This window comes from Deferrisoma palaeochoriense (assembly GCF_054656955.1).
On sequence record NZ_BAAHXI010000002.1, the window covers coordinates 15,975 to 34,898 of the forward strand.

An 18,924-nucleotide genomic window follows, 5' to 3' on the forward strand; every position below is an offset into this window, starting at 1 on the left:
CGCCCTCGCCGCCCAGCCGCCACACGGAGGGGCTCTCTCACAGCCCTCCCGTTCCCACCTGGTACTCCAGGGCCAGGCGCCGCTGGAGCCGCTTGGCCTGGCGGAAGGCCTCCAGCAGGAACTTCCGGTCCAGGGGGTTGAGGTCGTCGGGCCGGATGCGGTTGTCGGGCTCGACACCGGCCCGTTCCTGCTCGTACTGGTGCCGCAGCCGGAGCCGCTGCAGAAACAGGTGGGCCTCGATCCAGGCCTCCACCTGCCCCTGGTCGAGGCGCAGCGGCTCGGCGGCGGCCCGGAGCCGCTCCGCCGTGTTGCTGGTGGGCGCGGCGTGGGCGAGCCCGAACACCCGGGCCGCGTCGGTGAAGAGGGCCACGCCGTGGGCTTTGAGATCCACGGTGCCCTTGTGCTCCCCCCGGGTCTCCACCACGAAGTCCCGGAAAAAGCCCAAGGGAGGAGTGCGGCCCAGGGCGTTGGCCGCCAAGAGGTGCAGGAACAGGTCCTTCCGGGGCGCCTCCTGCCGCAGCCAGTCCCGAAGCTCGACGCCGAGCGCTTCGTCGCCGAACAGCGGGCGCAGGTCGAAGAAGATCGTGGCGTTCAGCAGGGCCTCTGGAGCGGGGGCGTCGATCCAGCTGCGGAACCGGTCCTCCCACTCGGCAAGGCTCAGGCACCAGGAGGGATTGGACGCCATCACGCCGCCCTTGCACAGCGGGAATCCGCACGCCGCCAGGGCCTCGTTGGCCCTCCGAGCGGCCGGCAGGAGTTCCCCCCGCACCGCCTCGGCCTCCCGGTCGGGCGCGTCGAACACGAGCCCGTTGTCCTGGTCGGTCGAAAGCGTCTGCTCCATCCGCCCCTCGCTCCCGAGGGCGATCCAGCACACCCGCACTCCCTGCGGGAGCGCGGGCAGGAGCTCGAGCTCCAGCACCCGCGTGGTGAGATGGTCGTTCAGGGTCGAGATGAGCCGCGTGACCTGCTCGGCCGCCGTTCCCCCCGCGAGCAACTGAAGGGCCAACTCCTTGATCTCCCGGGCGAGGCCGGCCAGCGCATCCACGTCTTCCGCCCCATGAATGCGGTTTCGGAGGTCGGCCAGGCGAAGCCGGTTCCGGCGAAAGAGATCGCTTTCCGACACGAGTCCCACGACGCGGCCTCCGTTTACGACCGGGAGATGATGGAACCCCTCCCGGGCCATGATCATGGCGGCCTCGAACCCGAAGGCCTCGGGGGACAGGGTGAGGGGATCCGGCGTCATGACCCCCTCCACCGCGTCCGAGGTGTCGCGGCCGGGCAAGGCCACCCGGCGGAGCACGTCCCGGAGGGTGAAGAGCCCTAGGGGATGCTGCCCCTCGTCCGTCACCACCACGACGGTGGCGTTGCGGCGGTCCATGGCCACCAGGGCGACCCGGATCGGGTCGGTGGGCCGGCAAAGCGGCGGGTCGGGCTGCATGAGGGCCCGGACCGGCTGGGTGAGGCCGGGATCCTCCGGCGCCGAAGGCACCGCCCCCACCCGGGCCGAGGCCGCCCGGAACGCGTCCACCCGGCACCGGCAAAACTCCCGGAACCCCTCGTGGCGCTCGCGCAGCCGCGAAAACTCCTCCACCGGGATCTCGAGGCACCACACGTCGGTGCGGGCCCGCCACGAGAGCCCGGTGGGCCGGTGCTCGGAAAGGGCCTCCACCGGGAAGCACTCTCCCTCCACCAACTCGGCCACGACCCCGCCTTCCCCCACCGCCTCGACCACCCCATCCTCCACGAACCGAAGCCGGGCGGGTACGTCGTCGGGGCCGAGGATCAGGCTGCCCCGGCGGTAGCAGACCTCCCGGAGCCGCTCGGCGAGCCACCGCAAGTCCTCCTCGGGAAGCTCGGAGAAAGCCTCGTGGCGGCGCAGTCGAACCAGGATGTCCTCGGGCATCGGGGCCACGCGCTCTACCTGAGACACTCGCGTACCTCCGTAGGGTGTGGACGGCTAGGAGGCTAGAATGCTGGGAAGCTGGAAAGCTGGGAAGCAGGTCATCCCCGAAGCGCTTCCTGTCGGTCGGCCGCGATCAGAGCAGGTCCGGACGGACGATCCGGTGCTCCCACAATTCCCGGGGCGCCACGCGGCGTTCGGTACGACGGGCGGCCGCCGCCGGGGTTTCGCCCCGCAGCACCGCCAGGGCCGCCTGGAGCTGGGGGTCGTCCTCCGGCGTGGCGCCGCCGTCGGGGGCGGCCACCTCAAAGTCGGGCGTGAGCCCCGCGCCGTGCCAGGACGTTCCGTCGGCCAGTTCGAGCCGCTGGGACGGGATGAGAAGGGCGCTTCCGTCCAGAAGCTGTTCCACCGTCTGGGCCACGCCCTTGCCGAAGGTGGTCTCGCCGACCAGGGTCGCCACACCCCGGTACTGGAGCACCCCGGCCACGATCTCGGAGGCGGAGGCCGAGCCGGCGTCCACCAAAATGACGAGGGGAACGGGATCCACGTCCTCGGCGAACCAGTCCCCGAAGCGGTAGGAAACCGTGAGCCCGAACACGTCCTCGGTATGGAACATCTCCTCCCCGTCCAAGCTGCCTCCGGCCAAGAAATCGGCCAGTTCGATCGCCCCCTGAAAGCTCCCGCCGCCGTCGTCCCGGAGGTCCAAGACCACGCCCGAGGGCGCGTTCCCGAGGGCCGTCTTCAGGCTGTTGTAGTCCTCCCTCACCCGATCCGCCGTCTGGGTGGTGAAGCTCCGAACCCCGAGGTAGGCCACATCGCCGTCGAGGAGTTTCTCGATGTGGGTTTCCGCGGCGGTTTCGATCGCCACCGTCGCGCCCCCGCGCTCCACGGTCAACGTCGCCGTTTTCCCCTCGGTGCGGGGAAGAAGGAGCCTCGCCTCGTCGAGGGGGAGACCTTCCAGGGAATGGTCGTTCACGCGCAGGATCCGATCCCCGTCCTGGAAACCGTCCCACCAGGCCCGGGAATAGGGGAGCACGGCGTCGATGGTGGGAGCCGTGTCCCCCTCGTGGACCGAGAGAAGGATCCCGATGTAGGCCCTCTCCCCGGTGATTCCCGGTTCCACCGAACCGGAAAAGGCATCCGCCGTGTGATACACCGCGAACGGGTCGGCAGGCTCGATCGCGGCCACGTACGCGTCGGGGGTTCCGATTCCCCGGACGTCGGCGGGGAGTCTTCCGGGCTCCAGGTAGAGGTCATGGAACGCGAGGCACGCCTGGGCCACGAGCACGGGCACTCGCTGGTCCGTGGGATCCTGGCAGGCGGGTTCGGCCAGGGTGCGGTCGTAGAGGGAGGCGAGTTGGGCCTCTGAGGCCCCTGCGGGAACGTCGGTCAGGACGAGGGCTCGGCCCGGGCGAAAGGTCTCGCCGTCCCGGACGACGAAGTCGTCGCCCGACGACCCGCCGCCACAGCCGGCCACCGCTGCAAGCGCTACGACCCCGACCAGGATCGCTAGGGGGCCGAGATCCCGGGAAGTCCTCTGCAAGGTAGGCTCCTTTGGCGGGGGGAGGAGAAGAGGGGTCCTGAGATTGTGCCACAGGGGAACCGGGGGGCCAACGCATCCGGCCAAATCACCACTTGACGGATGGTATTGGGCAAGTATATTCCGCGGCCACTCGCAGGACCCAACCCCACCCCAAGGAGGAGAACGTCATGCTCAAGCGGCTTCTGTTGGTCTTGGTCGCCGGAACGGCCCTGGCCCTCGCCGGATGCGCCGGATTCCACCACGGCCCCCGGCACGGCTGCGCCATGGAGGCCGGATAGGCCCACGCGTGCCAGTGCGGGGACGCTAACTGCGCCTGCGCGCAGGGCGATCCCTCGAAGTGCGGCTGCAAGGACAAGGCCTGTAAGTGCGGCTGCAAGGGCAAGGACGGGTGCAAGTGCGGGAAGCACATGATGAAAGCCTGCAAGTGCAAGGCCGGCGGCGACTGCACCTGCAAGGGGGAGTGTCGCTGCGCCGAGGCTCAGAAGAAGTGCAACTGCAAGGTGGACGGCAAGTGCGTGTGCGGGCCGGGGTGCAAATGTAGTTGACGTCTTTTCCGATTCGCTCGAAAAGGGCCGCCCCACGGGGCGGCCCTTTTTCACGGTTCGCCGGCGGCGCGGCGGTCAGATCTGGACGTCCGGGGAGAACCCCCGCCGCACGGTGTTCTCGCTCGCGCACCTCGGGTTCGCAAACCGCAGGAGGTAACCCGGGCCCCCGGCTTTGGTGCCGGTGCCGCTCATGCCGAACCCCCCGAAGGGTTGGCGGCCCACCACCGCGCCGGTACAGCCGCGGTTGAGGTACAGGTTTCCCACCCGGAATCGCCGCCGGGCCGCCGCCAGATGGGAGGGGGTGCGGGAGAACACGGACCCCGTGAGGGCGTAGCGGGTGCCGGAGGCCACCTCCAAGGCTTCGTCGAACGTCCGGGCCCGGTGGAGGGCCACCACCGGGCCGAACAACTCCTCCTGCATCAGGGGGTGTGACGGATCCTCCACCTCGAACACGGCGGGCCCCACGTACCACCCGTCGTCCCGGCCCGGGCCTGCGAAGAGGGGCCGGGCCCCGGGCCCCGGATCGCACACCACCGCCCGGATTCTCCGATGGGCCTCTTCGTCGATCACGGGGCCGAGGCGGGAACGCGGGTCCTCCGGCGGGCCGAGGGGGAGCGATTTGGTGGCTTCCACGAACCGCTCGCGAAACGGGGCGTAGGCTGAGCCCACCGCGATCACCCGGGAACAGGCCGAGCACTTCTGCCCGGCGTACCCGAAGGCGGACTGGATCGCGCCCGCCACGGCGGCGTCCAGATCGGCGCTCTCGTCCACGACGATGGCGTTTTTTCCGCCCATCTCGCAGATGACCCGCTTGACCTCGCGCTGCTCGGGGTGGGTCTTCCCCGCGATTTCCAAGATCTCGAGGCCCACGCCCATGCTGCCGGTGAAGGCGATCAGGAGCACCCCGGGGTCGGCCACAAGGCGCCGCCCCACGTCTTCGCCCCGCCCGGGCAGGAACTGGGCCACCTCCGGCGGGAATCCGGCGTCCATGAGGGCCTGGAACAGGGCGTACCCTACGCCGGAGGACTGCTCCGCGGGCTTGATCAGCACCGGGTTCCCCGCCACCAACGCCGCCGCGGTCATCCCGGCCAGGATCGCCAAGGGGGAATTCCACGGTGCGATGATCGCAGCGGGCCCCACGCCCTCGTACCAGAGGAGGTTGATCTCGCCGGGCACCGTTCCCATGCGGCGGACGGCCAACTCCTCCACTGCTCGACGGGCATAGTAGCGGCAGTGATCCACGGCCTCCGCCACATCCGCGTCGGCCTCGCGCCACGGTTTCCCCACCTCGTACACCTGGAGGGCCGCGAGGAAGAGTCGGCGTTCCTCCAGCAGGTCCCCAAGGCGTTCGAGGAGCTGAACCCGTTCCCCCAGGGGCCGGTCGCGCCACCGGGGCCAGGCGGCCGCGGCGACTTGGATGGCCTGGTCCACCTCGGGCGGGCTGGCCAGAACCACTCGGGACGCCGTTTCCTCCTTTCGCCCCGGGCACGGGTGCTCCAGAACCGGACCGTCCCGGCGCTCCCGGCCGCCCACCACCACGGGGGCGATGAGGGGCAGAGCCTTCCGGGCTTCTTCCACCGCCTGGCGAAACCTCCCCCGCTCGGCTGAGCGCCCGAAATCCACGAGGCCGCAGTTGTGGAACCCGTTCCCGCCCTGGGCTCCGCCCTGACTCGGGCCGGGCCCCGGCGGGGCGAAGAGCGCCTCGGGAGAAGCCCCCTCCCGATGGGTAAGCCGCAAGAATCCCTCGTTGGATGTGTTCTCCAGGAGCCGGCGGACGAGGTAGGCCATACCGGGGATCAGTTCGCCCACCGGGCAGTACACGCGAACCCGGCACCCCAGGTCCCGCAGGGCCGCCCGCTCGGGCTCGGCCATGCCATACAGGGTTTGCACCTCGATGCGTTCCCGGGGAATCCCCGCCGAGTCTGCGCTCGCCAAAGCCCAGGCGATGGAGCGCAGGTTGTGGCTGGCGAAGGCGGGAAGAAACCGGTCGGGTTCCTGGAGGAGCGCGGTGGCCAGGGCCTCGAACTGGGCGTCCGTTTCTCCCCTGTCGGTGAATACGGGGCAGGGGTAACCCTGTTGGCGGGACCGGATGACCTCGGTTTCCCAATAGGCCCCCTTCACGAGGCGCACGGGAACCGGGACGCCCCGCTCCCGGGCCGTTCGGCCGATGCGTTCGAGGTCCTCGGCCGCACACCGCAGGTACCCCTGGAGGGTGATGCCCAGGTGGGGCCTGTCGCGAAGGCGGGGGTCCAGGGCCGCGCGTTCGAACACCTCGAGGGCCAGATCGTGGAGGTCCCAGGACTCGAGGTCAAGGTGGATCGCGACGCCCACCTCCTTGGCACGGACGAGGAGCGGGGTCAGGCGGGCCAACACCCGATCCGCTCCCCCCTCGGGATCGGCGGGGTCCAGGTAGGGGGCCAGGGAGGAAACCTTCACGGATACGTTCACCCGGGGGAGGGGACTTCGGGCCAGCAGGGGATGCTCGGGCCACCTTCGGGCCTCCCGGGCAAGCGTTTCGATGAGGTCTCGGTAGCGGCGGGCATAGGTGTCGGCTTCGGCGTCGGTCACGGTCGCCTCGCCCAGGAGGTCGGCGGTGAACGCGAACCCCTCCCGGTGGAGCCGCCGGAGCCGGCGCACCGCAGAAGGCGCATCGACTCCGACGATGAACCGCGTGCCCAGGCGCTCCAGCCCCGCGCGGATCAGACGCGCCGTGGCGGCCGCCAGCGCCGGATTCCCCGCGGCCCGGACCGCGGCGCCTGGAAGGCCGGGGATGCGGGCGGCCGCCGGACCCAGGTACTCGGCCACGTGGAGGGCCACCTGGTCGGCCCGCTGCAGGGCAGGAAGCACGTCCACCAGGCGAAAAAGGGACGTTTTGAACTCCGGGTCGGCCATAGCCAGATCCAGGACCCGTCCCTCCCAGTGGCGGGTGTCGAACAACGTCGGCACATGGCCCTGGATCCGGTCCCAGAGCAACCTGCCAAACTCTTGTACCCACGCCTCGATCGCCTGGTCCACGTGGTCCGGGATGTCTGGCATCGCGTCTCTCCGGAAAGGGGGCGGCCCATCCACCGATACCACGGCCCTGCCTCCCGTCAACCGAACCGGGCACCGACTTGCGAACCTCCGGGATCCGGTAACACTTGGACCCAGGCCAGCCGGAACCCGGGGGGTGGGGAGAGGATCATATGGGACGTCGAGACCTCTGGGCGGTTGGGTGCGCGCTCCTCCTCGCCTTCGGCTGTGGGGCGGGCACGTCTGGCACCGGGGCCCAATCGCCGGTGCCGGACCCCGTCGTTCTCCGGGCGCAAACGATCACGGTGGGGGGATCCGTGCGGGAGGTTCAGGTACCGGAGGGGATGGTCCTGGAGTTTCTGGCGGGCGGAATGGACCGGCCGCGGTTTTTCGCCTTCGACCCGGCGGGCATGCTCCTGGTCGGGAGCAAGGGGGGAACGGTGTACCGGGTTGCGCCGCCCTATTCCCGGGCGGACCCGCTGGTCCGGACCGGCGGCTACCCCCACAGTGTCGCGGTGCGACCGGGCGAACTCCTCATCGCCAAGACCGAGGGGCTCTACGCCGCCCCCTACAAACCGGGCCAAGAGTCTCTGGATCCCGCGACCCTGCGCCTCTTGGCGGCGCTCCCGTCGGGGCGGGGCCACTCGAGCCGTACGGTGGCCGTGGGGCTGGACGGCCGCATCTATCTGAGTCTCGGCATCTCGGGCAACTGCAGCGACGAGTACCTGGACCCCTCCTATCCCTTCGACCGCAGGCGGGGAGGGGTGCTGGTGCTCCGGGAGGGGGACGGCGGTGCCGAGTGGGAGCCGTTCGCCTCGGGGCTTCGCAATCCGGTGGGGTTCGATTGGCACCCGGCCACCGGGCGGCTCTACGCCACCAACAACGGCCCCGACCATTGGGGCTTCGAACAGCCGCCTGAGAACTTCCGCGCCCTACCGCCCGGATCCTTCCACGGCATGCCCTGGTTCCAATGGGATGGGACGGCCCTCAAGCGGGATACCTGCATCGACACGCCTCCGCCCCGGCCCGCCGGGGACGTGGCCCCGCCGGATGCTACGTTCCCGGCCCGCAACGCCCCCCTCGGGATGGCCTTCGTGGGGTCCGGGGCGCTTCGCCCGGAGTTCGAGGGGGACGCGGTGGCGGCCCTCCACGGCAGCTGGGCCACCCGGCCCTCCGGCGGGTTTTTCGGCGACCCGGCCACCCGACGGCCGCCTGCCTTGGTCCTGGTTCGGTTCGAGGGGGGAAAGCCCGTGCGCGTGGACGAACTGGTCACGGGGTTCCAGCTACCCTCGGGGGAGCGGTGGGCCCGGCCAGCCGGGGTGGCCGTGGGGCCGGACGGGCACCTCTATTTCACCAGCGACGAGGGGGTCCAGGGGATCTTTCGACTTCGGGCCGTGGCAGGGGGCGCGCCGTGAGACCGCTCGAGGGGCGGGTCGCCGTGGTCACGGGGGCGGGCCGGGGCCTGGGCCGCGCCACGGCGCTGGCCTTCGCCCGGGCGGGCGCCCGGGTAGCCGCCCTGTCCCTGCCGGGGCCCGACCTCGAGCATCTGGCCTCGGGCCTCGGGGCGATTGGCACATCGCACCTCGTGCTGGCTTGCGATGTGTCCGAGTGGGAGCAGACCCGGGCGGCCTTCGAGGACGTTGAGGCCCGGCTGGGTCCTCCCGCGGCCCTCGTCAACAACGCCGCCGTGATCGGCCCGCCGCGGTTCCGAGAAGACGCCACACCGGAGGCTTGGCACCGAGCGGTCGCGGTGAACCTGCACGGCGTATATCACGGGATCCGGGCGGTCTTGCCCTCCATGGAGAGGCGCTGCGACGGCGCCATCGTGAACCTCTCGTCCGGCCTGGGTCGGGTGCCGTTTCCCCGATTCTGCGCCTACGCCGTGACCAAAGCCGGGGTGATCCAGATGACCCGAAGCCTCGCCGTGGAGCTTGCCCCCCTGGGCATCCGGGTGAACGCCGTGGATCCCGGCATGATGGACACCCCCATGCAGGCCGAGGTGAGGGCCCTCGGTTCTGAGGTCCTGGGCTCAGATCTTCACCGGGAGTTCGTTTCGGCGGAGCGGGCCGGGAGGCTTCGGCCTCCCGGGGAGGTGGCGGCGCTGCTGGTTTGGCTCTGCTCCCCGGCCGCCTCCGGCGTCACGGGGGTCGAGGGAACGTTACAAGACTACCGCCACCTGGGGTGGCCCGGGCCAGGGGCACCCGGATGACCCGGCGGCCTGGCACAAGGAGAGAACGCGATGGATGTGGAGCGGATTTCGGCGGAAGAGGCCCGGGCACGGGCGAAGGCGGGGGAGGCGCTCTTGGTGTGTGCCTACGAGGACGAGGAGAGGTGCGCCTCGCTGCGGCTCGGGGGGGCCCTGACCCTGAGGGAGTTTCGGGAGCGGGCACCCGCCCTCGATAAGGCCCGGGAGATCGTTTTCTATTGCGCCTGACCCGCCGAGGGCACGGCCGCCCGGCGGGCGGCGTACTACCGAAGCCTCGGTTTCTCGAACGTGAAAGCCCTCGGGGGCGGCGTGGAGGCGTGGCGCGCCGCCGGGTATCCCATGGGGTGAGGGTACCTTCTCCCCCCGAGTGGATTCCCCTCGCCGTCCCGACACCGGCTCATAGCAAGAAACGGGGAGGCCCCTCCGGGCCTCCCCGTTTCCCCGGTGTCGGCCTTTTCCTTACTGGTGCCGCGCCGCCTCGCGGATCATGCGCTCGGCCTCGTGCTTGATCTCCACCAGGTCCTTCCTCATCTCGGCCAGGCCGTACCAGGTCACGTAGTCCGGGTTCATGTGGAACGCGCCCTGGAAGGCCCGCATCCGGTGCTCCAGGAACATCACATAGAGCGTCTGTTCGATCGGGGTCATCGCGTCGTAGAAGGTCAGGAGATCCGGGTAGGCGGGCTTGCCGGGTTCCGGCTGGATGATGCCCCGCTTGTAGAGGTCGGCCACGATCTCGATGGCCTCGGCCATGAGCTTGTCGGCCTCCTTGATCATCTGGTCGGCGTTTTCGAGCTGGGTCTTGGCGTAAGAGGGGCTGTGGCACTGGGTGCAGACCTTGAGCATCCGGTCCCGCTCGGCCTGCCAGTCTTCCTTGGTGAGCCGCGCCACCTTGCCCGCCTTCACCACGTCCAGGCGGGCGGTGGGCTTTCCTTCGGGGTCGAGCACGTGAAGGCCCTTGAGGATCGTGGTCCGGTACCCCATCCACTCCTCGTCGTCCTCAGGCAGCCGCAGCCCCAGGAAGCCCCAGGCCGTCATGACGGCGTGGTTCCCGTTCTCCATGTGGCAGGTCTGGCATTTGGGCGCCCGGCCGGTGTCACCCTCGGTCAGATAAATCACGCCGTGCTTGGAGCTCGACCACATCTCCCACTGGGGGTGGTCGAAGCCCATGTGGCAAGTGCGGCACGCCTCGGGCCGTTGGGCCTCGGCCTTGGAAAACTTGTGCCGGGTGTGGCACGAGTCGCAGGGGCTTCCGTACCGGGACTCGGCCCGCACCGACTCGTCGCGCACCCCCACCTTGTGGCAGCCCCCGCAGCCCTTGAGCCCCTGGATGTACGCGTGGGGCTGGAACCCGGTCTTCGGCATGGCCGACATGGCGATCCAGCCGAGGGCGTGTTTGCCGGCCATATACTCGTCGTGCTTGTCCTGGTGGCACTCGGCACAGGTTTTCTCGGTGGGCAGCTTCACCTTGGCCACGTCGTCGGCGCTCATGTGCTCCGAACCGTGGCAGTTGGAGCAATCCACGCCGTTCTTGCCCATCTCACCCGACAAAAAGTCCTTGACGATGTTCGGGGTCACCTTGCGGTGGCACTCCATGCATTTGCTCTCGGCCGCCAGCGCCGTGCCGGCCCAGAGGATGGCCGCCAGGAGCCCGGCGGCCAGACACGAAAACCGTTTCCTCGTCTTTCCCATGATGCGACTCCTCCTTGCCCGGGCAGGGTTGGAAGGATCCGGCGGGGTGCCCGGCCGGGCCTCCGGGCGCCCCGCGGGGTTACAGCGGTCGCTCGGAAAGGACCGTGCCGTCCCGGCCGATCACCGCCTCCCGGGCCGGAATCGTGGAACCCGCCTCCCGGAGGGCCTGGGTGACCATGCCGCTGAGCCCCCCGCAGCAGGGCACCTCCATCCGCACAACCGTGACCGACCGGGGGGCGCCCTGCTCGAAGATCTGGATGAGCTTCTGGAAATGGGCGTTGGCGTCGTCCAGCTTGGGGCAGGCCACCGCCAGGGCCCGGCCGGCGAGGAACCGGTCGTGGAAGCCGGCGAACGCGAAGGGCACGCAGTCGGCCGCCACGACGAGATCGGCGTCCCGGAAAAACGGCGCCGTGGGTGGAAGGAGGGCGAGCTGCACGGGCCACTGCGCCAGGCGGGAGGGCGCCTCGCCGGCGGAAGCCGACGGCTCACGGCCGGCAGCGGGCCGGAGGTCCACCACCTGGGCCGAGGGGCACCCGCCCCCGGGGGACGGGTGGGCGTGGAGGGGCTCGCGTCCCAGTTCCCGGAGGCGCTTTTCCACGAGTTCCTCGTCGAAGGGCTCGGCCTCGCGCTCCTCCACGATCAGGGCCCCCTCGGGGCAGTGGCCGAGGCAGGCGGCCAACCCGTCGCACAGGGCCTCCTTCACGAGCACGGCCTTGCCGTTGCGGATCTCCAGGGCGCCCTCGGCGCAGTTGGGCACGCACTCACCGCAGCCGGTGCACTTTTCCTCATCGATACGGATGATGGGTCGCTTCACGGGTACACTCCTTAGGTCGGGGGTTCGGACGTGTCGAAAGATAATCCCTTCCCGCGTTCGCGCCATTGACCGGGATCAAAAAACCAGAAAAAGGGGAGCGCGCTTGACGACGTTACGCCGGTTCGTACACTGGCACGGGCAGCCCGACCACCCCGCCGCCGGCCGCCCATCCGAAAACGGAGGAACTCCCCATGCGCCAATACGTCATCCTGGGAACCGGCCCTGCCGGCACCGCCGCCGCCGAGACGATTCGGGCGGAAGACCCCAAGGCCCGGATCACGATGGTCAGCCGGGAGTTCACCCCGTTCTACCTGAAGCCGGCCCTGGCCGATCACGTGGCCGGGCGGCTGGATCGGGACCGGCTGGTGCGGCCCGACACCCCGGTGCTCCAGGATCCCGAGACCGAGGTTCGGGCCGGGGCCCGGGTGTACCGGGTGTTCCCCCACGAATCGCGGGTGCTCCTCAGCGACGGCACGAGCCTCTATTTCGACCGGCTCCTCATCGCCACGGGGGCGGCGCCGCGCATGGGCCGGCGGGCGGCCGAACTCCGGCACAAGGTGTTCACGCTGAACTCGTTTGCCGACGCGATCCGGCTGGCCCGCGCTGCGACCGGAGCGGGGCAGTGGGTGCTCGTGGAAGGGGAGGGGCACACCGGGCTCGAGGTGGTCCGGGCGTTTGCCCTCCGGGGGTGCCGGGTGGTGTACCTCACGAGCCACACCCGGTTTTGGCCCCCGGGGTCGCCGGTGGCGCGGGCGGACGTGCTCGAAAAGCTGCTTTCCGAAAAGGTGGAGGTGCTGTTCGATGAGACCGTGCTGGACATTCTCGACCGAAACGGCGAGGGGTACCGGGTGGTCACCTCGTCCCGCCGGGCCATCGACGCGGGGCTCGTGTGCGAGGCGGGAGCCCTGGAACCCGCCGTCGAGTACCTGGCGGGAAGCGGGCTCCTGGTGGACGGGGGGGTGGTGGTGGACCGAGAGCTCCGGACCAACTTCGACAACATCTATGCAGCGGGCGACGTGGCCCGGGTGTTCGACAGCGAGCACGGCTGGATCCGGGGGAACTTCGGGTGGGAGAGCGCCCGGGACCAGGGCCGGGTGGCCGGGTACAATCTGGTCCACGGCGGGGGCCGGGAGGTGGGGGCGGCCGAGCCCAACTTCCGGAAACTGACGGGCACGAAGCTCCTGGAGCGCTGGCAGAAGGGTTAAGGGGGAACCACGGAGGGCGCGGAGGGAGCCGCGCCGGAGTCCTCTCGTTCCCCCGCGGCGCTCGACGAACGTGCTGAACGAGGCCGACCGGCCCAACGATTCACGACTTCACGATTCACGGTACCCCCCAGCGGACACCCCATGCCCCACGTCTCCGTGGTGATCCCGACCCACGACCGCCTCGGCCTGGTGGACGAGGCGGTCGCGAGCGTTTTGGAACAGACCTTCCCCGACCTCGAGCTCGTGGTGGTGGACGACGGCAGCACCGACGGCACCGCCGAGCACCTGGCGGCGCGGTTTCCCGACCCCCGGCTCCGGATCGTGGTCCAGGAGAACCGGGGCGCGAGCGCGGCGCGAAACCGGGGGGCGGCCGAAACCTCGGGGGAGTGGCTCGCGTTCCTCGACTCCGACGATAGGTGGCTCCCCCGGAAGCTCGAGCGCCAGCTCGAGGCCCTGGCGGCCCACCCCGACCACCCGGCCGCCTACACCGAGGAGATCTGGTACCGCAACGGTCGCTGGGCGAATCCCCGGAAGATCCACGCCAAGTACTCGGGCTGGATCTTCGAGCGCTGCCTGCCCCTTTGCATCATCAGCCCCTCCTCGATCCTGATGCGGCGCGAGGTGTTCGAGGCCCTGGGGGGCTTTGACGAGAGCCTGCCGGCCTGCGAGGATTACGACCTTTGGCTCCGGCTCGCGGCCCGGCACCCGGTGTTGCTCGTGCCCGAGCGGCTCATCGTCAAGCGAAACGGCCACCCGGGCCAACTCTCCCAGGCCCACTTCGGGCTCGACCGGTTCCGGGTACGGGCCCTGTGGAAGGTGGCCTACGACCCCGAGGTGCCCGACCGGCTCCGGGCCCGGGCCCTCGAGACCCTGGCCGAGAAGGCGCGGGTGGTGGCCCTGGGGGCCCGGAAGCGGGGCCAGACGGAGAGGGCCCGGGTGTTCGAGCACTCCCGGCAGGAGGCGTTGGCGTGGCGGGAACGGATCGGCTGACCCTGGTGGAACCGGACGCGCTGCGCCCGGATCCGGAACGCTACTCGTTTTCGTGGCCGCCCGGGGAGGAGCGGGCCCGGCTGGCCGAGAGCGTCGCCCGCGTGGGCGTGCTTCGGCCCCTGTGGGTCCGGGAGGAGGGGGGAGGGCTTACCGTCGTGGCGGGCCACCGCCGGCTCGATGCCCTGCGCCGGGTCGGCGCGTCGTCGGTTCCGGTGCGGATCACCGACCTCGAGGGGCCGGCCCTGTGGGACCTCCTCCTCGCGGACCACGCCGACCACCGGCCCTGGAACCCCGTGGAGGCGGGGCTCTACCTGCGGCGGCGCACGGCCGACACGGGGGAAGCCCTGGAGGGGTTGGCCGAAACCGTGTTGCCCCGCCTCGGACTCGCCCCGCGGCCCCAGGCGGCCCGCGACGCCCTGTGGTTCGCCGGCTTGCCCGACCCCCTCCGGGATGGCGTGGTGGAGGGCCGGGTTCCGGCCGCCGCGGCCCGGGCCCTGGCCGGGGTGCCGGAGCCCGAGGCCCTGTCGGTGCTCACCTGGCTTTCGGCCTGGCGGCTCGGGGGGAACCGGTTCGCCGAGTTGGCGCGGCTGGCCCTGGAGTGCGCCTGGGCCGAGGGGGCCGAGGTGGAGGGGTGGCTCCGGGCCGAGGGGCTGTGGGAGTGGAAGGGGACGCCCGAAGGCCTGCGTGCGGAACTGCGGGCCCGCCGGTTTCCCACGGTGACCCGGTGGGAGGGGCGGTTTCGCCGGGTGGTGAAGGACCTGGAGCTCCCCGAGGGGGTGCGGGTCGAGGCGCCCCAGCATTTCGAAGGGGGAGAACTGCGGTGCGCGGTGGCGTTCCGGAGCCTGGAGGAGCTCGCCCGCCGTCTCGGCGAGGCCCGGCGGGCGGCCGAATCGGGGGCCTGGGACGCCCTGGCGGAGTTTCTCGGGTGACCCGGCCCTTTTCGCGCATCGTGGTGGACGAGGATGTCCGGGACCTGCCCTTCACCCGGGCGTTCCTCGGCCGGGTGGGGGACGACGTGCCGGTGGAGGTGCGGCCCCAGGGGGCCCCCGGCCCCCGCGGCCGATCCACGGCGCACGTGACCCGCGAGCCCGGCCGGTTCCTCAAGCCCTGCCCCTGCAGCCCGGGGGTGGTGCGGTGCGGGTACTGGGTGCTGACCCCGGCGTTTCAGTGCCCGTTCGGGTGCACGTACTGTTTCCTTCGGTTCTACGCGCCCGAGGAGCCCCTGACCGTCTACGCCAACCTGGCCGACGCCGAGGCCGAGTTTCGGGAAGCCCTGGAGGCCTGGCCCGGCCCGGTCCGGCTCGGCACCGGGGAGTTCGCCGACAGCCTGGCGCTGGACCCCTGGACCGGCCACGCCCGGTGGCTCCGGGACCTGGTGGCCCCCCACCCGCGGGTGACCCTGGAGCTCAAGACCAAGAGCGACCGCATCGACGGTCTCCTGGGTCTGGAGCCCCTCCCCAACCTGGTGGTGGCCTGGTCGGTGAACCCCCCGGAGCGGATCCGCACGGACGAGCCGGGCACCGCCCCCCTGGACCGGCGCCTCGCCGCGGCCGCGGCGGCCGTGCGGGCCGGGTATCGGGTGGCGTTCCATTTCGATCCGGTGACCCTGGAGCCGGGGTGGCGGGAAGCCTACTCGGGGGTCGTGGAGGCCCTGTTCTCGGCCGTGCCCGCCGACCGGGTGGCCTGGGTGAGCCTCGGCACGCTTCGGTTCCCCCGGCGGTTCCTGGAGCGCTGGGGCCCCAAACTCCGGGGGGCGAGGGCGTTTTTCGGGGAGCACGTTCCCGGGCCGGACGGGAAGCTCCGGTACTTCTGGCCGCTACGGCGCGACGCCTACCGGTTCCTGGCCGACCGGATCCGCCGCCGGGGGGGAGAGGAGTTGCGGCTCTACCTCTGCATGGAAACCCCGGCAATGTGGCACGCGGCCTTCGGGTTCGAGCCCGAACCGGAGGGCGACGTGGAGCGCTGGCTTGCCGCGCCGTTCGGGTGACGGGACGGACGGCAGCCCGAGCGAGGGAAGACCTCGCACTCGCGTCCGGCGGCGCGGGCGCCCGGGCGATTCACGATTTACGATTCCCGATTCACGGCCGTTCTTACCACCACCACGGCCGGGTGCCCACGGCCGGGTCGTACCAGGGGGGATACCAGGCTTCCGCGCGGGAAAACGGGGTCCGGGCGAGTTCCCGGCGGGACCAGGCCCGCACCTCGGCGGCCTTGACGACGAGGTACCGGCGCGTGGCGTCCCCCTCGGTTCGTTCGGCCGTGCCCGCGAGTTCCCCAACCACGGTGACGGCCCGGCCGGGGGAGAACAGCCGCGGATCCAGTTCGGCGTCATACTGGGCGAGGATGCGGCCGTCGCCCAGACGGTCGGTGCGGGGCCGGTCCCACCCGTCGATGGGTTTGTGGAGGAGCCGCAGTTCGGTGCCGGTTTCGGTGGCCCGGACCTCCTCCACCACCCCGCCGATCACCACGAACTGGCCGACGCGCCGGTCGGCTTCCGCGAGGAGGTGGGAAAACCGCGGGGGCACCTCGTCGTCGGTGCGGGCGTCGAGATGGGCCGCGCACGAGGCGAGGAGGAGAAGGCCGATCAGGAGGAAAGCGTTCCGGATGCGCATCGCGGTGTCCTTTGTCTCAAGCCTACCCGGTGCCCGTTCGGATCGGCAATCGGCAGGGGAAGGTTGAGCCTTGGGGCTTGACCCGGTTTCGGCCGCAGGGAGGACCGCCGCGCCATGGGCTGAGGGACCGGGGACCACCGACCGGCGATCGTGGACCGAAGTTCCTTCGAAGCGTTACCAATACCTTCAAAAGTATTGCCGGGGGGCGGGTGGGGGACTGGTTACGGCCGGGCGCGAGTGCGGCACCGGATCGCCGCGCCTTTCCATGCCGTTGTCGGCTCGGCAGGGCGGGGCGGGGGTGGCGGACGTTCCGAACCTTTCAAAGCGATCCGGGCGTGGTGATGGCGCGGCGAGGTAAGGGGCCGCACCCGGCTCTCCACCAGCCCCCCACCCGCCGGTTTCCGTTGTAACGCCGGGGATCTGACAACACTTTCCGTTGGTCGTAGTAGGAGAAACCGTCATGGATCTCGATCGGCTTAGGGGGGCCCTGGAGTCCACGCTTCTTTCCCCGGTGGCCTCGGCCGCCCAGGTGGAGGCGCTGTGCCGGGAGGCGGCCGAGCACGGCTGGGTCGGGGTGTGCGTGAGCCCGTGCCGGGTGGCCGAGGCGGCGGGGCACCTGCGGGGAACCGGGGTTCGGGTGGTGACCGTGGCCGGGTTCCCCCTGGGCACCTCGTCCACCCGGGCCAAGGCGGCGGAGGTGGAGCAGGCCCTTCGCGACGGGGCCGAGGAGGTGGACGCGGTCTGGAATGTCGGGTGGTTTCTCGAGGGGCGCTACCGGGCCGTGGCCGAGGAACTGCGCACCCTCAGGACGGCGGCGGGGGAACGGGTGCTCAAGGTGATCCTCGAGACGGCCTACCTCGATCCACCCCGGCTCAAGGAAGCCGGGGCCCTGGCCCTCGGGTGTGGGGCCGACTTCCTGAAGACGTCCACCGGGTTCGGGCCACGGGGCGCGAGCCTGGACGACGTGCGGGTGCTTCGGCAGGTGGCCCGCGGCCGGTGCGGGGTGAAGGCCTCGGGGGGGATCCGGACCCTGGAGCAGGCCCTGGCGCTCCTCGACGCCGGGGCCGACCGGATCGGCACCTCCTCGGCCGGGGCGATCTGGTCGGAGGCGGGGGCGAGACAGGAATAGGGGAGCCAGCCCGCCCCCGGGGTGGGCTACCCGGCTCCGGCCCGGGCCCAGCGCTCCAGGCGGTCGAGCGCCTCGTCCAGGGTTTCGTCCCGCTTGCAAAAGCAAAACCGCACCAGGTTTCTCCCCAGCGCCGGGTCGGAGAAGAAGCTCGACCCGGGAACCACCGCGACCCCGGCGTGCCGCACGAGCTCCACGGCGAAGGCGGTGTCATCCTTCGCCCCGAACCCCGAGACGTCGGCCATCACGTAGTAGGCCCCCTCCGGAGGGAAGCACCGAAACCCCAGGGCCTCGAGCCGGGGAACGAACCGGTCCCGCTTGGCCTGGTAGAGGTCCGCGAGGTCGCGGTAGTAGGCCTCCGGCAGCCCCAGAGCCACGGCGCCGGCCTCCTGGAGGGGGGCCGCGGCGCCTACCGTAAGGAAGTCGTGGACCTTCCGGATGCCCGCCGTGAGTTCGGGGCAGGCGATGGCGTACCCGATGCGCCAGCCGGTGACCGAGTAGGTCTTGCTGAGGCCGCTGATCGCGATGGTGCGGTCCCGCATCCCCGGAAGGGTCATGGGGGCCACGTGCCGGCGGCCGTCGAACACGATGTGCTCGTAGATCTCGTCGGTCACGAGCACGGCGTCATGCTCCCGGCACAGGGAGGCCACCGCCCCGAGTTCCTCCGCCGTGAACACCTTGCCGGTGGGGTTCTGGGGGGTGTTCAAGACCACGGCCCGGGTGCGGGGGGAAAACGCCCGGGCGAGGTCGTCCGGATCGAACGCCCAGCGACGCACACCCCCTTCCTCCACGGGCCGCAGCGCCACGTACCGGGGCGTAGCGCCGCACAGGATCGCGTCGGGCCCGTAGTTCTCGTAGAAGGGCTCGAACACCACCACCTCGTCCCCGGGATCCACCACGGCCAGGAGGGCCGCGATCATGGCCTCGGTGGATCCGCAGGTCACGGTGATCTCGGCCTCCGGGTCCACCTCGATCCCCAGGAACCGGCGGGTCTTCTCGGCCAGGGCCTCCCGGAACGGCCGGGCGCCCCAGGTGATGGCGTACTGGTTGATGTCGTCCTGGATCGCCCGGCACGCCGCGTCCTTGAGTTCCCGGGGGCAGGGGAAATCGGGAAACCCCTGGGCCAGGTTCACCGCCCCGTGGGCCACGGCGTGGCGGGTCATCTCGCGGATGACGGACTCGGTGAAAGAACGGGCCTTCCGCGATAGCGTCATGGGTCTCTCCGTGGGGAGGGGTGTCCCGTTTCTCACCCCCCCGCCCCCCCCGATCGTTCCGTGCGAAC

Annotated in this window: 16 protein-coding genes; 9 read left to right on the forward strand and 7 right to left on the reverse strand. The window is 70.9% G+C overall.

Annotated elements, in window-relative coordinates:
- Positions 1-37: 37 nt before the first annotated feature.
- Together ACYQ8L_RS00935 and ACYQ8L_RS00940 are read right to left on the reverse strand one after the other, a co-directional pair.
- Positions 38-1,930, reverse strand: a complete 1,893-nt coding sequence (locus ACYQ8L_RS00935) for a DUF294 nucleotidyltransferase-like domain-containing protein (protein ID WP_459939876.1) — start codon at positions 1,928-1,930, stop codon at positions 38-40.
- Positions 1,931-2,036: 106 nt separating this feature from the next.
- Positions 2,037-3,443 carry a S41 family peptidase gene (locus tag ACYQ8L_RS00940; protein WP_459939877.1) on the reverse strand — a complete coding sequence of 469 codons (1,407 nt, stop codon included), beginning with the start codon at positions 3,441-3,443 and terminating at the stop codon, positions 2,037-2,039.
- A 410-nt stretch (positions 3,444-3,853) separates the two neighbouring features.
- Between ACYQ8L_RS00940 and ACYQ8L_RS00945 the strand changes: the two genes are divergently transcribed.
- Positions 3,854-3,988 (forward strand): hypothetical protein, encoded by a 135-nt coding sequence (locus ACYQ8L_RS00945; protein ID WP_459939878.1) that lies wholly within the window; start codon positions 3,854-3,856, stop codon positions 3,986-3,988.
- A 75-nt stretch (positions 3,989-4,063) separates the two neighbouring features.
- On the opposite strand, the gene ACYQ8L_RS00950 is transcribed toward ACYQ8L_RS00945, so the two are convergent.
- On the reverse strand, positions 4,064-7,024 hold the full coding sequence (locus tag ACYQ8L_RS00950; protein WP_459939879.1) for a proline dehydrogenase family protein: 2,961 nt from the start codon (positions 7,022-7,024) through the stop codon (positions 4,064-4,066).
- 149 nt (positions 7,025-7,173) lie between these two features.
- Between ACYQ8L_RS00950 and ACYQ8L_RS00955 the strand changes: the two genes are divergently transcribed.
- The 3 genes from ACYQ8L_RS00955 to ACYQ8L_RS00965 are packed head-to-tail and all read left to right on the forward strand — an operon-like array spanning position 7,174 to position 9,434.
- On the forward strand, positions 7,174-8,415 hold the full coding sequence (locus ACYQ8L_RS00955; RefSeq protein ID WP_459939880.1) for a PQQ-dependent sugar dehydrogenase: 1,242 nt from the start codon (positions 7,174-7,176) through the stop codon (positions 8,413-8,415).
- Positions 8,412-9,209: an SDR family NAD(P)-dependent oxidoreductase gene (locus ACYQ8L_RS00960; protein WP_459939881.1), complete on the forward strand. Its 798-nt coding sequence runs from the start codon at positions 8,412-8,414 to the stop codon at positions 9,207-9,209. Before ACYQ8L_RS00955 ends, ACYQ8L_RS00960 begins: the two co-directional genes overlap by 4 nt.
- 30 nt (positions 9,210-9,239) lie before the next feature.
- Entirely contained in the window at positions 9,240-9,434 is a 195-nt protein-coding gene (locus ACYQ8L_RS00965; protein ID WP_459939882.1) for an ArsR family transcriptional regulator, read from the forward strand.
- A 231-nt stretch (positions 9,435-9,665) separates the two neighbouring features.
- Here ACYQ8L_RS00965 and ACYQ8L_RS00970 read toward each other — a convergent pair whose 3' ends face one another.
- Together ACYQ8L_RS00970 and ACYQ8L_RS00975 are read right to left on the reverse strand one after the other, a co-directional pair.
- The gene (locus ACYQ8L_RS00970) at positions 9,666-10,895 is read right to left on the reverse strand and encodes a multiheme c-type cytochrome (protein WP_459939883.1); all 1,230 of its coding nucleotides are present in this window, start codon (positions 10,893-10,895) and stop codon (positions 9,666-9,668) included.
- Between the two features lie 79 nt (positions 10,896-10,974).
- The gene (locus ACYQ8L_RS00975; RefSeq protein ID WP_459939884.1) at positions 10,975-11,709 is read right to left on the reverse strand and encodes an ATP-binding protein; all 735 of its coding nucleotides are present in this window, start codon (positions 11,707-11,709) and stop codon (positions 10,975-10,977) included.
- Between the two features lie 191 nt (positions 11,710-11,900).
- On the opposite strand from ACYQ8L_RS00975, the gene ACYQ8L_RS00980 reads away from it, so the two are divergent.
- The 4 genes from ACYQ8L_RS00980 to ACYQ8L_RS00995 all read left to right on the forward strand — a co-directional run bounded on the left by ACYQ8L_RS00980 (position 11,901) and on the right by ACYQ8L_RS00995 (position 15,891).
- On the forward strand, positions 11,901-12,914 hold the full coding sequence (locus ACYQ8L_RS00980; protein WP_459939885.1) for an NAD(P)/FAD-dependent oxidoreductase: 1,014 nt from the start codon (positions 11,901-11,903) through the stop codon (positions 12,912-12,914).
- A 141-nt stretch (positions 12,915-13,055) separates the two neighbouring features.
- Positions 13,056-13,904 (forward strand): glycosyltransferase, encoded by an 849-nt coding sequence (locus ACYQ8L_RS00985; protein ID WP_459939886.1) that lies wholly within the window; start codon positions 13,056-13,058, stop codon positions 13,902-13,904.
- Complete coding sequence (locus tag ACYQ8L_RS00990) at positions 13,883-14,833, forward strand: ParB/RepB/Spo0J family partition protein (RefSeq protein WP_459939887.1); 951 nt, start codon at positions 13,883-13,885, stop codon at positions 14,831-14,833. The genes ACYQ8L_RS00985 and ACYQ8L_RS00990 overlap by 22 nt, the downstream gene beginning before the upstream one ends.
- A complete protein-coding gene (locus tag ACYQ8L_RS00995; protein ID WP_459939888.1) occupies positions 14,830-15,891 on the forward strand; it encodes an SPL family radical SAM protein in 1,062 nt (353 codons plus the stop codon). Before ACYQ8L_RS00990 ends, ACYQ8L_RS00995 begins: the two co-directional genes overlap by 4 nt.
- Positions 15,892-15,994: 103 nt before the next feature.
- On the opposite strand, the gene ACYQ8L_RS01000 is transcribed toward ACYQ8L_RS00995, so the two are convergent.
- Positions 15,995-16,516: a Slp family lipoprotein gene (locus tag ACYQ8L_RS01000; RefSeq protein ID WP_459939889.1), complete on the reverse strand. Its 522-nt coding sequence runs from the start codon at positions 16,514-16,516 to the stop codon at positions 15,995-15,997.
- A gap of 460 nt (positions 16,517-16,976) precedes the next feature.
- Here ACYQ8L_RS01000 and deoC point away from each other — a divergent pair, with 460 nt between their 5' ends.
- Positions 16,977-17,645: a deoxyribose-phosphate aldolase gene (gene deoC, locus ACYQ8L_RS01005; RefSeq protein WP_459939890.1), complete on the forward strand. Its 669-nt coding sequence runs from the start codon at positions 16,977-16,979 to the stop codon at positions 17,643-17,645.
- 26 nt (positions 17,646-17,671) lie between these two features.
- Here the strand turns inward: deoC and ACYQ8L_RS01010 are convergent, their stop codons facing one another.
- Positions 17,672-18,856 carry a pyridoxal phosphate-dependent aminotransferase gene (locus ACYQ8L_RS01010; protein ID WP_459939891.1) on the reverse strand — a complete coding sequence of 395 codons (1,185 nt, stop codon included), beginning with the start codon at positions 18,854-18,856 and terminating at the stop codon, positions 17,672-17,674.
- Between the last annotated feature and the right edge of the window lie 68 nt (positions 18,857-18,924).

Bases quoted from the DNA above. Each gene is read 5' to 3' on its own strand.
- ACYQ8L_RS00965 (WP_459939882.1), top strand. From the start codon at position 9,240: ATGGATGTGGAGCGGATTTCGGCGGAAGAGGCCCGGGCACGGGCGAAG.
- ACYQ8L_RS00950 (WP_459939879.1), bottom strand. From the start codon at position 7,024: ATGCCAGACATCCCGGACCACGTGGACCAGGCGATCGAGGCGTGGGTA.
- ACYQ8L_RS00970 (WP_459939883.1), bottom strand. From the start codon at position 10,895: ATGGGAAAGACGAGGAAACGGTTTTCGTGTCTGGCCGCCGGGCTCCTG.
- ACYQ8L_RS01010 (WP_459939891.1), bottom strand. From the start codon at position 18,856: ATGACGCTATCGCGGAAGGCCCGTTCTTTCACCGAGTCCGTCATCCGC.
- ACYQ8L_RS01000 (WP_459939889.1), bottom strand. From the start codon at position 16,516: ATGCGCATCCGGAACGCTTTCCTCCTGATCGGCCTTCTCCTCCTCGCC.
- ACYQ8L_RS00980 (WP_459939885.1), top strand. From the start codon at position 11,901: ATGCGCCAATACGTCATCCTGGGAACCGGCCCTGCCGGCACCGCCGCC.
- deoC (WP_459939890.1), top strand. From the start codon at position 16,977: ATGGATCTCGATCGGCTTAGGGGGGCCCTGGAGTCCACGCTTCTTTCC.
- ACYQ8L_RS00955 (WP_459939880.1), top strand. From the start codon at position 7,174: ATGGGACGTCGAGACCTCTGGGCGGTTGGGTGCGCGCTCCTCCTCGCC.
- ACYQ8L_RS00985 (WP_459939886.1), top strand. From the start codon at position 13,056: ATGCCCCACGTCTCCGTGGTGATCCCGACCCACGACCGCCTCGGCCTG.
- ACYQ8L_RS00945 (WP_459939878.1), top strand. From the start codon at position 3,854: ATGAAAGCCTGCAAGTGCAAGGCCGGCGGCGACTGCACCTGCAAGGGG.